The organism is Rhodococcus sp. NPDC003382, from assembly GCF_053589135.1.
The window spans coordinates 48,964-63,804 of sequence record NZ_JBSFRH010000026.1; the positions used below are offsets into that span (position 1 = coordinate 48,964).

The window sequence follows — 14,841 nt, forward strand, 5'->3', positions numbered from 1 at the left end:
CCGCGGTGCATGCATCGCGCTGCTGTCTTTCTGGTCGGTGGATACCGGGGGTGAGTGTTACCGGGGGTCAGAACAGCCGCGGGGTCGCGTGCGAGCCGTCCCGTGCCTCGGTGATGCGGGCGTGCCAGCGGTCGACGAGCCACATCTCGACCAGTTCGGGCCGGGTGGTCATCAGCGACGCCCACGTCGTGAGCAGATCGACGTACCGGTGGTAGCGGCGCAGCGTGAAATCGGCGACGGACGGATCCTCGAGCCATCCCTCGTGGACCAGCGTCGACACCCCGTGCTGGTCGAGGAGCTGCGCGGGCCCGGCGTCCGTCTGGACCCCGACCGCCCACAGGTACGTCGCCAGGAGGGGAACACCGATCCCGGGGGTGTCCGGCCACCCGGACCAGGTCTGCCGGGACGCCTCGGGCAGAGTCTTCGTCTTCGCGCAGTAGTCGAGCACTCCCTTGATCTTCGCGAGCCTGTCCCGGTTCTTCGGGGCGCGTGCGTCGCGGACGTCGGGGAATCGGCGGGCGCCGCGTCGTCGTGGATGCGCGCTGCGCCACGCCGCGCACAGGAACAGCAGGCCCAGGCCGTCGTGGTCGGCGTCGATCAGTTCGCTGCCCAGCCGAAGGTCGTTCCGCGGGACGATCGCGTCACCGTCGGTGACGACACGTCCGTCGAGGTTGCGGCCGCGCAGCCGGATGCCGTGGCCGGCCCGTTCGAGGTGGTCGTTCCACCATGCCAGGTCGACGGTGACGCCCTCGTCGAGCACCTGCAGATCGAACGACCGCGCCCGGCACCACTCCGAACATGCCTTCGGTGGCTCGAATCCCTCGTCGTAGGGGTGCATTCTGACGAGACTGCCACGACGAACCGCTAAACCGGTGGTGGGACACGCGCAGATGCCGGGACGTGGCCAGGTTGGTTCCCGTCCTCTGCCGGTTCGCGTTACGGTTGAAAGTGCCAGACTCGACAATCACCGTTCGACCCAGCGGCGAACGTACGCCCGCGTCGTCGCATGCGGAGGTTCGAAACACCATGGCCACTTACACATTCGACGTTTTCGTCAGTCTCGACGGGTTCGGTACCGCGGTGGATTGGCCCGGGTACTGGGGCAAGGAGGGGCCCGAACTCGTGGCAAGCCGTGCCGAGGCGTTCGGGTCCGACCGGATCCTCGTGCTCGGTGCCAACACCTACCGAGACTTCTATCGGATCGTCAAATCCGGGGACGATCCCACCTTCGATCTGATCAACAGGGCCCGGAAGATCGTCCTCTCCAAGACACTCGAACCACCTTTGAAGTGGGAGAACACGACGCTCGTCGCCGAGGACGCGCTCACCGCGATCCCTCGGTTGAAGGCCGAATCCGACCTGCCGCTGTGGTCGCACGGGAGCCTGTCGATGAACCGGGCGCTCATGGCGGCCGGGCTGGTCGACCGACTCGTGATCACGATCTTCCCGGCGATCACCGGCACCAGCGGCCGCAACCCGGTGTTTGTGCCCGGTGCCGAGTTCGACCTCGAACTCCTCGAATCCCACACGTTCGACGGCCGCGTCCAGCAGCTGGTCTACGCGCCGACCCTCCACAAGGGCCCGCCTCGCGATGCCGAGAAGTCGGGTCCCAGCAGCATGCCCGGAAACGAATCGCCGGCCCTGAGACGGTTCGAGGGCGAGAAGGTCGTGCAACTCCAGACCCGCAAACGCGACGGCACCTGGGTCGACACACCCGTCAACCTGGTCGTCGACCACGGCCACGCCTACTTCCGCACTCCCGCCAAAGCGTCGAAGAACAAGCGGCTGCGCAACTTCCCGAACGTGCGCATCCGCCCGTGCACGTGGTCGGGAAAGCCGACGGGCCCGCCTGCCCAGGCGACGGCGCATCTGCTGGCCGGTGAGGAGTACCACCTTGCAGGCGCGTTGATCGACGAGAAGTTCCCCGTTGTGCAGCGCGTCGGTGTGCACCTGGCTCACCGGCTGATGCGCACGTCGGCGCTGCATTACGAATTGACCGACGTCACCGACATGTAGGGAGGGCTACGATGCCTCGAATCTCGCCTCCACGTCCGCGGTGATGCTGATGCGATCGGGTTCGAGGGCAAATGTGGGACCGCTCTCCGCGGAGGCGGGTGCCATGTCCGCGCGCATCGCCGACCGCAGCACGGGTCCACCACCCGGGTACGAGGTCGGGGGCGTCGGCAGCCCGAGCATGCCCGGATCGGCAATCGCGACCGCGCGGAAACTGTTGTATCCCAAGCTCTTCGTGTAGCCCTTCGCTTTGTCGAGGGCGTTCTGCACTGCAAGGTCGCGGACTTCGGCGAGCTTTTTCTGCCGCGACTTGCGGGTGATCCACCAGCGCAGGTCGGACACCGTGACGGCCTCGATCCCCGAGACCCGGTCCACGAACGTGGCGACCGCGTCGAACTCGTGGAACGTGACCGTGATCGACGCCGACGACGTGTACCGCCACGGGAGCGTCTTGCCCTCGTTGTTGTACGGGCGGTACCGGCTGTGGCGCACCTGATCGAACGTCCAGCGCTTCACGGGGCTGTCGGGACGCTCACGCAGGTCGGTGACGAGACCGGTGACGGTGGCGATCGCCGCCGCGACCGGGTCGGCGGCCTGCTCCCGCGTGGCACCGTCGGCGTGCACCTGCAGTGCGACCGTGCAGCGGTTCGGGGCGTACTCGCGTTCGGCGTGACCGGCGACCGTGATCGTGACGGGGAGATCGTTCATGGCCGCGAGTGTGCCAGCACGACACGACCTTTGCCGGTATTCGCAGCTCAGGCGTCCTCGACGGCGGCGAGCAGCATGCGGGCGGCGACCGCGACGAGTCTGTCCCGGTCGGACCGTGGCGGGCGCAGCAGAGCGATCCGCGAGCACAGACTGGCGGTCGCGCCCATGATGATGAACACGAGGTCGTCGAGTGCGGCGTCGTCGAGATCCGGTCGCAGGCGGGCGGGGATGATCCGGCCCAGCGGCCGCAGCGGTCCTTCGATTTCGGCCCAGGCCATCCCGAATTCGCTTTCACCGGACGTGTACGACACGCGCAGCACGGCCGCGTGCTTCTCGAACGCCGCGGTGAGGCTTTCGACGACGGTGACCATCGCGACCTCGGGTTCCTGATCCATCGCCCGGCCGATCGCGGTCGACAATGTCGTGGTGATGTCGTGCACCGCCGACATCCGCAGTTCGTCGACGATCGTGTCGATGTCCGGGAAGTAGCGGTACACGGTGCCGATGCTGACGTGGGCGTGCTCGGCGAGGGCGGTCGTGGTGGGACGCACCGACGGACTCTTCGCGAGCAGCTCGTGCGTAGACGCGAGGAGGTGCTTGCGCATTTCGCGGCTGCGCTGCTGCGTCGGCGACTTGCGTGCGCCTCTACCTGCAGTGTTTCGGTCCTGGTGGGAGCTCACAGAAAGTGAATAGTAAGTGAGGATTCCTCGTGTTTCCATGAGATGCATGGAGCGATGGATTCCTCGGGACCTTGCCAACGCAGACATCGCGGTGCGTCGCTACGGCGACCTCGGACACCGCTGGCTGGACGGAATGTGGCAGGCCGATCCGCTGGCCGACGCCGTGGTCGCCGACGACTTCGGTGCCCTGTCGGCGACGGACGCGGTGCGGGCCGCCCTCGAGGGCGGAATCGACTCCGTCACCGACGCCCCCGAATCGTTGCGGATGCTGTTCAAATTCCTCGACGAGGAACCCGACTGGGTCGACCACGACCGCCTGGACAACGCCGCCGACGCCCTGGTCCGGCACACTCCGATCCTCGGCATGGTGCTCGGCGCCGCCTCGCTGGTGCGCGGTGCCGGCAACGAGATCGCCGGTAAGCCATTGGCTTTGACCGGTCGGTACGTCAGCCAACCGGCGGTCCGGTCCGTCGAGGTCGGGGAGTGGTTGCGGCATGTGCTGACCCGCGGTGGAATGCGACGTGACGCAGCCGGTTTCGCGTACACCGTGCGGGTCCGGCTGATCCATGCGCACGTGCGTCGCGGCATCCTCGCGAGCGGTCGCTGGGACGAGGAGGCGTGGGGAGTGCCGATCCCGCAGTCGTACATGGCGTTGACGATGGCGGAGTTCGGGCACATCGCCGTCGAAGCGATGGAGATGCTCGGGGTGCGGTTCACCGACGAGGAGCGCGACGACATCTACCACCTGTGGCGCTACGTCGGCCATGTCATCGGGATGAGCGACGAGCTGAACCTGTGCAAGGAAGCCGACCACATCCTCGTCGAGGAGCTGTACCGGCTGACCTCGCCCGGCCCGGGCGACGACGACCGGGAGTTCGTCGTCGCGCTCACCGACGACTACCTCGTCCCGGAACTGGCCAACCTGCTGCCGGGCAACGAGCGCATCAAGCGGGCCGTGTCGCGGACGTTGATGTACGGCCTGCAGCGCATGTTCATCGGTGACGCCGACGCCGACGCCCTCCACATCCCGGACGGGCCGGTCAAGCACGTGCTGCGCCGCGTCGGCCCTGTCCTCGCTCTCGTCAACCGCATCCAGGACCGTCGCCACCCGGACCGCGAGCGGGTGACCCTGCGCGCCTACAAGGGGCGTGACGCCGCGATCGAGCGGATGCGTGTCGACTACGGCGTCGAACACGACCTGGTCGACGCGGCGCCGCGCTGACCCAGCCCTACTTCTTGCCGCCGTCGAAGCGGCTCCGATCCCTCGGTGTGCCGTTGTGGCGGTTGGAGCCGCCACAACGACACACCGGCGGCGGAGCCGCCTAAGGGATCCACTTCACCCGCAGCAGCGGATGACCGAAGTAGATGTAGGCGAGGGAGGTCGCTGCGGGGTTCGTCTCCACTGACAGGCACCGGGATTCACGCAGGAATTCGGCAGGCGATCGCACATCGGTGAACAGGGCGGGGTAGAACGCCGCCGCGAGTTCACGGGCCGCGGTGTCGTTCACCTTCCACAACGGTGCGACCACCGCTTCGGCGCCGATGTTCAACAGTGCGAACGCCATACCCGCATAGATGCCGAACACCTCGCGGCCCTGTGCGAGCTGGCAGGCATTGAGGAACGCCAGCCGAATCGGGCTCGACTCGACTCCTTCGACGGACACCGGGCTCAGATAGTTGCCGTCGACCAGGTAGATACCGTCGCGCATGCCGGTCGGGTCGAAGTTGCCGTGCACCGCGAGATGCAGCGCGTCTGCCCTCGGGGTGCCGTCGAGGCAGCGCAGGATGTCCCTCATCCGTGCGTCGACGGGCTGCGCCGCATAGTGCGCACGCAGGTGGGCGGCCTCCCGCGCAGCCTCCTCGAGATTCTCACCGCCGGAGTACTCCCCGAAGACGACGGCCATCGAATCCAGTTCGAGGCGGGGAGCGGGAGCGGGGCTCCGGCCGTTCGCCAGGTACGGCCAGCGGCCGATGACGGTCTGCGCACCGAGGAGGGGCGGGTCGTCGTGGCACCACGGGATGCGGGCCAGCTCCCACGGGATGTACGGGTCGGCGGACGCGAGCAGCACACTCGGCGGACCCTCCACCGCGTCGGCCGTGGCCTTCAATGCCTGCCATACCGGATCGGGAATCGCGTCGGCGATACGCCGGCCGACGCCGCGCAGGTAGTAGGGCAGATCGTCGAGGGTCGTGCGGTCCTCGACGCCGTTCAGTAGTTGCCGCACGGTGGTCGCGACCGTCACAGGAAGATCCGCGGCGACGAAACTGCCGTCACCGACCGTCGGATGCGGAGACCGGAAATACCAGAACAGGCGCTGCCCGCCGACGTCGTTGCCGGGCGTGACCACCAGTTCCAGATCGGGCCGCGTGTCCGGATCGGTCGGCAGCACCCAATCGACGCCGGCTCGCTCGGGCTCGGCGGGGACGGCACCGTCGCCGACCACCACCGACCTAGTGGCGATCCCGATCGTGCGACCCTCGATCGCGTACACGGCAAGGATGCTGCGGGCCGGCGTCAGGGCGACGTCGTCGATCGCACGCAACCGGATCACGTCGTACGGATAGGGATCGTCGGGATTCACGGCGATGGTGCGGACAAGCGAGGCGCCACCCAGCACCTCGAAGCCGTCGGCCGAAACCGTCACCGTCAAAGTGAATTCCGTGTCCGGAACCGAGAGAGGTTGGGGACTCGTGACGCCGCGTCCGGGTGACTCCGCGAGACCCACATCCAGCTCGAAGACACCACCCGGGGCGACTCGATCGGGCGCGTCGAGCCGCGCGTAAGCCGTGCGGGTGCCGGTCGACGGTTCGGGTGCCGGGGCGGATTCGAGGATTCGATCCTCCGGAAATGTCTCGGCCACTGTCGCATCCGGTGCCGCTTCGGTTTCGTCGAGGTCGGTATCGCGGTGGACCAGGGCAAGGAGGCGGGCGAGGACTTTCGCCACCGCCCGCACCGTACGTGCCAGGAGGCCGGTCACGGAACGACCGGCCTCCCGAGTCCGATGCTCACCACGGGTAGGCATCACGGATGAACTCCTTGTCCGTATCGGACAGTTCGGAATTGAGATCCGCGGAGAATCCGTCGGTGGTCCACCGGGCCGGAATCGGATACATCATGATCGAGTCCGGATCGGTGGGCGTGGCCGAAACCGACCGCGGGTCATACCGTTTGAAGATGTTGTGCTCGATCGTCGCGGGATCCCAATTGTTGGGCGGACCCGACAGGTCGGCGATGACGGCCCGGCGGTTCCACGCGATCGGACGGTTCGGGTTCTGATGCTCGTGGATGAGCCCGAGCGCATGCCCGAACTCGTGGAGGACGACGCGGCGCAGCTCGTCGTCGGACGACGAGGAAGTGAGCCACCCGTAGTTCATCGTGCGTTCCGCCGGAGGGATCTGCCGGCACTGGGTGCCCAGGTACGACCAGGATCCGTCGCCCTGTTCGAAGCCGATCCGGATGTCCGCCGGACCCGAATCCACAAAGCGGAAAGAGAGATTCGCCATCTTCTCCCCGGTCCATTCCTCTGCGACGTTGCGTACCCGTCGCCGCAGGTCCGGATCGCCCTCGAGGAATCGGACGGTGACCCGATCTCCGACGCCCCATTTCGATTCCTTCAGCAGCGCGGCCCGGGTCTTCTCGGTGGCCTGTGGCGGCAACACCAGTGAACAGAAATGTCGGGCATTGTTTTCGGTCATGGCATTTCCTCGATGGGTTTTCCGGCGGGACGGACGATCCCCCCGGTTCGGGTAGGGGTCAGGGGTTCAGGTTGACGATCGTGTTCTTTCCTCCGGTGTCGATCTGCCGTGTTCCTACGCGACCGATCGCGGCCGTGGATCCGATGTTGATGCACGAATCGAAACTGTTCCGGTAGACGTACATCGGACCGAAGTTCCCGACCCACCGGGCGCCGTCGCCGGCCTCGGCGTAGTAGTACATGAATCGGTTGGTGGTGTTGAGTACATGCGCCATCTGTCCGGGTGCGATGTTCCACCAGCCGCGCGTCCCCCAATTACCGTGATTGCCACAGGTTCCGGGGCTGTAGAACATCACCGCCACCGATACCGTGGCGGGATAGTTGTTGCGAAAGCGGATTTCCATCGTCGATCACCCTTCAGGTGTGTACTGGCGGATCAGGTCGGCGACGGATGCCGTGGGGATGTCACCTTCGCTGCACGGCTCGAGCGCGTGCGCGCCCTCCTCGGACGGGACGTCGGCGACGCCGGGCGAGTCGTCGAATCCGACACTCTGGTCGATTTCCGTTCCGGCGAACACGGGGGCGCCGAAATCGGCGGTGGGTTCCGGTTCGCGAGAAGAGCTTCGGGAATCCGTCATGGTTCCTCCTCGTGGGGATGGTGCGGATTCTCAGTCTGTGCCGGTGCAGTAGCGACGGTCACGAGTAGCGCGCTACCTGTATTCGGCGCCGCTTGTCCTCGACTCCGACGAGGGCGGGTCGTGGATTGTGGGTAGTCGATCGGCGGCTGGGTTCGAGTCACGCTGATTCTGGTGATTGTGTCCACGGGGTGGATGCGGAATCTTCGCGGAAGACCCCGCGTGACAGGAGCCCTTCCGTGACCGAACCACTGGATCTGAGTACCGACGTTCTCGTCATCGGCGGTGGACCCGCCGGGACGTGGGCCGCCTTGCGTGCCCGCCGCGCCGGGGCCGACGTCGTGCTCGTCGACAAGGGCTACTGCGGGACCAGCGGCGCGACCGCACCGTCGGGCACGGGTGTCTGGTACGTCGCGCCCGAGCGGTCCGCGCGGGAGCAGGCCAAGGCGAGCCGTGAAGCGCTCGGTGGCTACCTGGCCGATCACCACTGGATGGACCGGGTGCTCGACCAGACGTACGAGAACATGAACCTGCTCGCGGACGAGGGCCGCTACCCGTTCCCCGTCGACCCCGACACCGGTCTGCAGATTCGCACCGGCGTGCAGGGCCCGGAGTACATGCGACGGATGCGCGCCTGGATCAAGCGCGCCGGCGTGCGGATCCTCGACCATTCGCCGGCGCTGGAACTGCTCGTCGACGCCGACGGGCAGGTGCGCGGCGCTGCGGGATACCGGCGCCAGGCCGACCGTGACTACCGGATCACCGCCGGGGCCGTGGTCATCGCGAGCGGGGGTTGCGCATTCCTGTCCGGTGCGCTGGGCACCAACGTCGACACCGGCGACGGCGCTCTGATGGCCGCCGAGGCCGGTGCGTCGTTCTCCGGGATGGAGTTCGCGAACGCATACGGGATCGCGGCGGCCGGTTCGACCGTCACCAAGACCGCCTACTACGGCTACGCGACGTTCTTCCACGCGGACGGTCGCGTGCTCGAAGGCGCCGGCTCGTCGCAGGGCCGTTCGGTGATCGCGCGGACCCTGCTGACCGAACCGGTGTTCGCTCAGCTCGACCGCGCCGACCCGCAGGTGCAGCGGATGATGAGGGCCGGACAGCCCAACTTCTTCCTGCAGTTCGACCGGCGCGGCATCAACCCGTTCACCGACCGCTTCGAGGTGACGATGCTCGCCGAAGGCACCGTCCGCGGCACCGGCGGTATCGACCTCGTCGACGACACGTGCGCGACGTCGGTGCCCGGTCTGTTCGCCGCCGGTGACGCCGCGACCCGCGAACGCATCTGCGGGGGATTCACGGGCGGGGGCAGCCACAACGCGGCGTGGGCGATGTCGTCGGGCAGCTGGGCGGGAACCGGCGCGGCCCGATTCGCGCGCACGGTCGCGCGGGTGACCGCCTCCGATCTGCGCCCGGCCGGTCGGGCGGGGCTGCGCCCGACCGGCCGTCCGACCCTCGACACGGCCACGGTGCTCGCCGCGGCCCGCGACGAACTGCTCCCGGTCGAGAAGAACCTGCTGCGCGACGGCCCCCGGCTGCAAGCAGCGCTGGGTCAGCTCGACGGGCTGTGGGCGGATGCGACGCGGAGTCTCGGCGCCTCGGGCGAGGAGCGGGTCCGGGCACGGCAGGCGGCGGCGATCACCGCAGTCGGCCGCTGGATCTACCATTCCGCGCTGGCCCGCACCGAAACCCGCGGCATGAGCAAGCGGTCCGATCATCCCGACCTCGACCCCGCCCAGCATCACCACGTTCTGACGGGCGGGCTCGACACGGTGTGGACGCGAACCGGGGCGGTCCGGAACTCACTGCTGGTGGCGTCATGATCGAACTGCTGATCGCCGACGCGTGCATCGGCTGCGACAAGTGCGTCGACGCATGCCCCACCAACGTGTTCGAGCGCACCGCCACCGGCATCCCGGTCATCGCCCGCCAGAGCGACTGCCAAACCTGCTTCATGTGTGAGGCGTACTGCCCGACCGATGCGCTGTACGTGCATCCGCAGGCGACGCCGGTGTCCGAGGAGGACCTCGACGCCGAACACATCGGCCGGTACCGGGCAGAACTGGGTTGGGGTAACGGTCGCGTCCCCGGCGCTCGGCGGGCGGTGGGCCCGAAACTGCCGCACGGCCCGTTGCCGCCGAGGCTTCCCGCCGCGGTTCTGGGCGGGTCGGCGTGACCGAGCTCCGCGTCGCGGTGCTCGGTGCCGGAGGGCGCGCGGGCAGTGCCGTCGTGAGAAGGATTCTGACCGAAGGTCATTCGGTCACTGCGCTGGTGCGGGCGAGGGCGCGGCACCCGTGGTTGGCCCAGCGAGGGGTCACCGTGGTCGAAGGGGATGCCACCGATGCGGCGGATGTGGCACGCGCACTCGCCGACGCGGATGCCGTCGTCAATGCCGTGACGCCGTTCTCGACCCCGCCGCCGTCGTTCGACGGGTTCGACGAGACGTTCTACGCGCGGGTGCTGGGCGCGATCCTGGCCGGGCGGCGATCACCCGACGTGCGGATCGTGACCGTGGGATTGTTCGCGAACCTGCAGTTGCCGGACGGTCGTGTCGTGTCGGACGTCGCCGATCTCTTTCCACATGCGCTGCTCCCGTTCGCGCGGGCCCACGCGGCTGAACACACTGTTCTCTCGCAGGCGGATCCGGCGCCGGACTGGCTGATCGTCACCCCACCGGCGGGTCTGTCGTCCGACGCGGCCGAGGTGTCGGCGTACACGCTGACCGAGGTCGTCGGCCCGGAAGCGCTGGGTGCGGCGCTGTCGTACGAGACGCTTGCGGCCGCTGTGGTCGACGAGATCGTCATGCCCACGGTTCGGCAGCGTCAGGTGCTGGTCCTGCCGGCGGCTTGACTCCCGCCAAGTCGCATCGTCGATCGATGCCGGCCGGAAAAGGCGCCGAAGCGAACCGTTTCCGGCCGGCAACGCCGTCATACGCGGTCGTCACCCCACGGGATCGGCAGGCCGAGGTTGCCGCGCAGTGTCGTCGACTCGTATTCCCGCCGGAAGATGCCGCGACGCTGCAGCTCCGGAACCAGCTGGTCGACGATCAGCTCGAGACCGCTCGGGAAGTAGTCGGCGTTGAGGTTGAAACCGTCGGCGCCGCGCCCGCGGAACCACTCCTCGATGGAATCCGCGACTTGCTCGGGTGTTCCGACGACGACCCGATGGCCGTTCGGATTGCGCGCGAGCAGTTCCCGGACCGTCAGGTCTTCCCGCCGCGCGAGATCGAGGATCGCGTTCGCGAAGCCCTGACTCACCCCGGCCCGAGCCGAAAAGTCCTCGATCTTGTCCCACGGCAACGCAGCATCGAGTGCGAGGTCGCCCGGGTCCAGACCGAGTGTCCTGCTGAGAGATTCGAGTTCCTCCTCGAATCCGGCGATCTCGTCGAGCCGGTCCTTCCGCTCGCGCGCCTCCTTCTCGGTGCTGCCCAGAACGGGGAACAGGCCGGGGAGGATGAGGATCTCGTCCGGTGAACGCCCGTGACCGGCAGCCTTCGACTTGACCGTCCGATAGAAGTCCTGCGCTGCGGCCAGCGTGTGATTGACGGTGAAGACCGCGTCCGCGTGCCGGGCCGCGAGTTCGATGCCCTGCGGCGAACCGCCTGCCTGAAGGAGGACGGGACGGCCCTGCGGTGAGCGCGGAACGTTGAGTGCCCCGCGAACCCGGAAGTGCTCGCCCTCGAAATCGATCGGGTGAATGCGCGCCACGTCGGCGAACTTCCCGGAACTCTGATCGGCGACCAGTGCATCACGCTCCCAGGAGTTCCACAGCGCCTTGACGACTCGGACCGATTCCTCGGCGCGACCGTAGCGGACGTCGTGGTCGGGCACGGCGTCGAGTCCGAACAGCCTCGCGGAGGCGAGCGCGCGGGTCGCGACGACATTCCATGCCACACGCCCACCGGACGCGTAGTCGAGGGAGGCGATCTTGCGTGCGATGTTGTACGGGTGATCGAAACTCGACGACACGGTCGCGACCAGGCCGACGTGCTCGGTCGCCCGCGCGACCGCGGTGAGCGGAACGATCGGGTCGAGCGCCTGCCACGGTCGCGTGATGTTCGGCGCGGAGTAGTCGAAGCCGTCGGAGAAGAACACGGCGTCGAGGCGGCCGCGTTCCGCGAGCCGCCCGATCTCCTCGTAGTAGCCCAGATCGAGGAACGAGAGCGGATCGTTCTGTACGCGCCACGAGGCCGGGTGCCGGCCGCTGTTGTTGACGTTGATGTTGAGATGCAGCCTGCGTTCGGTCACCGAGCGCTCCCGTAGAAGGCGACCGGATCGTCCGCGGCGTTCTCGAGGTCCGCGAGCGGGAGCAACGGCCGCGCGAGGCTCCAGGCGTCGGCGACTTCCTCGTCGATCAGCCACTTGCCGAGCGAATACGGCTTCCAGCGGACCGCATCGTGCAGGGTGTGGGTGCGGGCATCGCGCCAGTAACGGTCCAGGCCGAACGCCGGCTTGGTCGAACTCGAGCCACCGATGTCGAACAGGTCGGTCGTCACGCTCAGTGCGGTGCGGGTGCTGAGCACCTTCGCCTGGACCACTTCGTAGAACACGTCGATGACGGCGCTCAGCGCGGTGTCGGGACCGAGGGAGTCCAGCCGCCGTGCCGCGGATTCGACGAGCCGTCGCGCGGCGGTCGTTGCGATCCGCAGTTCGCCGAGGTGCGCGACGCCCAGCACGTCGTCGCGGAATTCGGCGGCACCGCTTCCGCGTCCGCCGTGGACCCGCCGAGCGAGTGCCAGCGCCTCGTACAGCGCGCCCTCCGCGAGACCGGTGTCGATCGCCGCGTGGATCAGCTGGGAGAGCGCCGAGATGCGATAGGTTGTCGCCGGATCCGAGGAGCGGGAGAGGAGCTGGATCGGCTGCACCTCGACATCGTCGAACTCCGCGGAGCCCGAACCGGTCGTCCTCTGACCGAAGCTGTCCCAGTCGTCGTGGATGACGACGCCCTGGTCGTCGGGCCGCACCACGACCGTCTCCTGCCCGCCTGCCTCGTTGCGTGCCTGGACCGCGATGAAGTCGCCGAAGAGCGAGCCGGTCGCGTAGACCTTCCGTCCGGACAGGTACAGCCTGCCGTCGCGCTCGACGACCGTGGTGTGCGCTTCACCCGGCCGGCGCTCACCCGGTTCTGCGGTCGCGTTTCCGAAGATCGCCCCGCTGCCGAGTTCGCGCAGGTAGAACTCCCGTTGCTCGGGTGATCCGGACAGCAACAGCCGTTCGACGGTCGCGAAATGGTTCTGCGGAAGCTGGCCGAGGCTTCCGTCCACGGAGGACACCGCGATGATCGCCTGGATCAGGGTCCGGCGGTCGAGCCCCAGCCCGCCGAACTCGACGGGCACGTTCAACGCCCAGAACTTGATGTTGCGCAGTTGCTCGACCTCGTCGAACGGGTAGCGACGTTCCCTGTCCCGCGACGGTGCCTCGTCGCGGAAGGTTGCGACGCGTGCCCGGAGTTCCTCGAGGAACCGGACGGATGCTTCTTCGCCGGTCGCTCCCGTCACCGTTGCGCTTGCGGCCACGAGGGAGTCCGCCTGTGCTGCGGTCACGACGCGATCTCCGCGAAGGCGAAGTGCGGATCGCCGCTGGTCGTCTCCAGAAGCGCGAGTTCCCACTCGAAATACTCTGCGTACCAGCGGTCCCGCTCGGGACCGAACGGGGGCGGTCCGGTGCGGTCGGCGATATCACCGGCGTAGTGCGGATCATCGGTGGTGAGTGTTTCCGCGGCGTCGATTCCGCCGGCCAGGACTACTACGGACGCCGGCACTTCGGAGACGACGTGTTCCGGCGAGTACCGGTCGTTCCCGACGAGCACGAGTGTCGCGTCCGGTGCCTTCTCGGCGATCTGGGTGAGTTGCTCGCGGCGGGCGTGTACCGAGCCCGGGATGTGTCCGGCGGCATAGTCGGCGGAGGGCCGCAGGTCCACGACAAGATGGTCGGTGCCGTCGGTTCGCCACTGCTCGAGCTCGGACCGGTCCACGTGCTGCGCGTCCGGAAGAGGGAGCGCACGACGCGGATGATCGAGTACCGCGTCCTCGGTGTACGCGACAACCGACAAGGGGCCGGTGTGCAGGTATCGCAGCCACTGAACGGTGCTCGCGGCCCGCACGAAGTCCTGATCGTCGACGAGGACGACGTGGGCGTTCGGGACGGCGATGTGGTTGTCGACTTGCTGCACCAGCTGTCCGCCCGGCGCGGACACGCTGACCTCGAAATGGCCGGCCGCGAACTCTGCGGGCGTGCGAACGTCGAAGACATAGGTGGTCGTGGACGCATCGGCCAGGCGTTCCTGGACGGCGTCGGGAGAGAGGACCTGCACACCGGCCTTGTCGAAGGTGGCACGCACCCATGCGGCGAGCTCGTCCGAGACGTCCTGCGGTGCCGGAAGTGCCTGCTCGTCACCGAAGGCGAGAGAACGCCCGGACTGCTCCCACGCGGGGGTGCCGTTGTAGAGGGAGAAGACCTGGTTGGCGATGCCCGTGTTGATCAGGGACTGGGCGCCCACGATGCCGCGCGTGCGCCCCGCGCAGTTGATGACGACCTTGGTGTCGGGACTTTTCACGACACTGCCTGCACGATAAGCGATCTCGGCTCCGCCGCCGGTGTCGTATCCACCCGGAATGTGGTGGTGCAGGTACTCGGTCGTCGGTCGGCTGTCGAGAATGACGACGTCGTCGCCCTGCTCGATCCAGCCCTGCACGGTCGTGCTGTCGACGGTGGGAGTGGAGAACTCGTGTTCGATCCACTCGCCCAGGGTCTTGCTGCGCACGTTCGTGCCCGTGTAGAGGCGACCACCGGCGTTCGTCCATCCGGTGAGACCGTCCTCGAGCACCCGGACGTCGCTGTAGCCGAGAGATTCGAGCAGGTCGGCAGCGGGTCCGTCGGTATCCGACTCGCCGGCCAGTACCACGGTGGTGGCAGTGCCGGGAACCAGATCGACGATGCGCTGCTCGATCTCGTGGAACGGCAGAGACGCGCTGACCGCGATATGGCCCTTGCTGCGTTCCAACGGAGTGCGCACGTCCAGTACGGCGACGGCCGGGGCGCGATCGGACACGAGCTCGAGTAGGTCTTTCCCGGAGATGTATGTGGTCATCGGTTTCCTGTGAAG

General features: G+C 67.7%; 15 protein-coding genes and 1 pseudogene. 6 read left to right on the forward strand and 10 right to left on the reverse strand.

Features of this window, described 5'->3' with window-relative positions; all coding sequences use genetic code 11:
• Positions 1–67: 67 nt before the first annotated feature.
• Positions 68–838 carry an 8-oxoguanine DNA glycosylase OGG fold protein gene (locus ACWDUD_RS18250; RefSeq protein WP_450110196.1) on the reverse strand — a complete coding sequence of 257 codons (771 nt, stop codon included), beginning with the start codon at positions 836–838 and terminating at the stop codon, positions 68–70.
• A 188-nt stretch (positions 839–1,026) separates the two neighbouring features.
• Here ACWDUD_RS18250 and ACWDUD_RS18255 point away from each other — a divergent pair.
• Both ACWDUD_RS18255 and ACWDUD_RS18260 read left to right on the forward strand, forming a co-directional pair.
• Positions 1,027–1,533: pseudogene (locus ACWDUD_RS18255) on the forward strand (dihydrofolate reductase family protein); the annotation flags it as partial.
• A gap of 84 nt (positions 1,534–1,617) precedes the next feature.
• The gene (locus tag ACWDUD_RS18260; protein WP_450110217.1) at positions 1,618–2,016 is read left to right on the forward strand and encodes a PPOX class F420-dependent oxidoreductase; all 399 of its coding nucleotides are present in this window, start codon (positions 1,618–1,620) and stop codon (positions 2,014–2,016) included.
• A gap of 6 nt (positions 2,017–2,022) precedes the next feature.
• On the opposite strand, the gene ACWDUD_RS18265 is transcribed toward ACWDUD_RS18260, so the two are convergent.
• On the reverse strand, positions 2,023–2,721 hold the full coding sequence (locus tag ACWDUD_RS18265) for an SIMPL domain-containing protein (protein ID WP_450110197.1): 699 nt from the start codon (positions 2,719–2,721) through the stop codon (positions 2,023–2,025).
• 47 nt (positions 2,722–2,768) lie between these two features.
• Positions 2,769–3,326 (reverse strand): TetR/AcrR family transcriptional regulator, encoded by a 558-nt coding sequence (locus ACWDUD_RS18270; RefSeq protein WP_450110218.1) that lies wholly within the window; start codon positions 3,324–3,326, stop codon positions 2,769–2,771.
• Between the two features lie 121 nt (positions 3,327–3,447).
• Here ACWDUD_RS18270 and ACWDUD_RS18275 point away from each other — a divergent pair, with 121 nt between their 5' ends.
• Complete coding sequence (locus ACWDUD_RS18275; RefSeq protein WP_450110198.1) at positions 3,448–4,623, forward strand: oxygenase MpaB family protein; 1,176 nt, start codon at positions 3,448–3,450, stop codon at positions 4,621–4,623.
• Positions 4,624–4,723: 100 nt separating this feature from the next.
• Here ACWDUD_RS18275 and ACWDUD_RS18280 read toward each other — a convergent pair whose 3' ends face one another.
• The 4 genes from ACWDUD_RS18280 to ACWDUD_RS18295 form a co-directional block, all read right to left on the reverse strand.
• A complete protein-coding gene (locus ACWDUD_RS18280; protein ID WP_450110199.1) occupies positions 4,724–6,346 on the reverse strand; it encodes a CHAT domain-containing protein in 1,623 nt (540 codons plus the stop codon).
• Positions 6,347–6,407: 61 nt separating this feature from the next.
• On the reverse strand, positions 6,408–7,097 hold the full coding sequence (locus ACWDUD_RS18285; RefSeq protein WP_229581879.1) for a matrixin family metalloprotease: 690 nt from the start codon (positions 7,095–7,097) through the stop codon (positions 6,408–6,410).
• Positions 7,098–7,155: 58 nt separating this feature from the next.
• Positions 7,156–7,500 carry a DUF1036 domain-containing protein gene (locus tag ACWDUD_RS18290; protein WP_197252883.1) on the reverse strand — a complete coding sequence of 115 codons (345 nt, stop codon included), beginning with the start codon at positions 7,498–7,500 and terminating at the stop codon, positions 7,156–7,158.
• A gap of 6 nt (positions 7,501–7,506) precedes the next feature.
• The gene (locus ACWDUD_RS18295; protein WP_197252882.1) at positions 7,507–7,734 is read right to left on the reverse strand and encodes a hypothetical protein; all 228 of its coding nucleotides are present in this window, start codon (positions 7,732–7,734) and stop codon (positions 7,507–7,509) included.
• A gap of 236 nt (positions 7,735–7,970) precedes the next feature.
• Here ACWDUD_RS18295 and ACWDUD_RS18300 point away from each other — a divergent pair, with 236 nt between their 5' ends.
• Genes ACWDUD_RS18300 through ACWDUD_RS18310 form a run of 3 tightly spaced genes read left to right on the forward strand, consistent with a single transcriptional unit; the run spans position 7,971 to position 10,587 of the window.
• Entirely contained in the window at positions 7,971–9,560 is a 1,590-nt protein-coding gene (locus ACWDUD_RS18300; RefSeq protein ID WP_450110200.1) for an FAD-dependent oxidoreductase, read from the forward strand.
• Positions 9,557–9,913 carry a 4Fe-4S dicluster domain-containing protein gene (locus ACWDUD_RS18305; protein WP_197252880.1) on the forward strand — a complete coding sequence of 119 codons (357 nt, stop codon included), beginning with the start codon at positions 9,557–9,559 and terminating at the stop codon, positions 9,911–9,913. The genes ACWDUD_RS18300 and ACWDUD_RS18305 overlap by 4 nt, the downstream gene beginning before the upstream one ends.
• Positions 9,910–10,587: an NAD(P)-dependent oxidoreductase gene (locus tag ACWDUD_RS18310; protein ID WP_450110201.1), complete on the forward strand. Its 678-nt coding sequence runs from the start codon at positions 9,910–9,912 to the stop codon at positions 10,585–10,587. The genes ACWDUD_RS18305 and ACWDUD_RS18310 overlap by 4 nt, the downstream gene beginning before the upstream one ends.
• Positions 10,588–10,664: 77 nt before the next feature.
• Here ACWDUD_RS18310 and ACWDUD_RS18315 read toward each other — a convergent pair whose 3' ends face one another.
• From ACWDUD_RS18315 to ACWDUD_RS18325, 3 genes are read right to left on the reverse strand one after another with little or no spacing between them, the layout of a single operon-like run.
• Positions 10,665–11,984 (reverse strand): LLM class flavin-dependent oxidoreductase, encoded by a 1,320-nt coding sequence (locus tag ACWDUD_RS18315; protein WP_248675681.1) that lies wholly within the window; start codon positions 11,982–11,984, stop codon positions 10,665–10,667.
• The gene (locus ACWDUD_RS18320; protein WP_197250760.1) at positions 11,981–13,279 is read right to left on the reverse strand and encodes an acyl-CoA dehydrogenase family protein; all 1,299 of its coding nucleotides are present in this window, start codon (positions 13,277–13,279) and stop codon (positions 11,981–11,983) included. The genes ACWDUD_RS18315 and ACWDUD_RS18320 overlap by 4 nt, the downstream gene beginning before the upstream one ends.
• The gene (locus ACWDUD_RS18325) at positions 13,276–14,826 is read right to left on the reverse strand and encodes a rhodanese-like domain-containing protein (RefSeq protein WP_450110202.1); all 1,551 of its coding nucleotides are present in this window, start codon (positions 14,824–14,826) and stop codon (positions 13,276–13,278) included. Before ACWDUD_RS18325 ends, ACWDUD_RS18320 begins: the two co-directional genes overlap by 4 nt.
• Positions 14,827–14,841 lie beyond the last annotated feature (15 nt).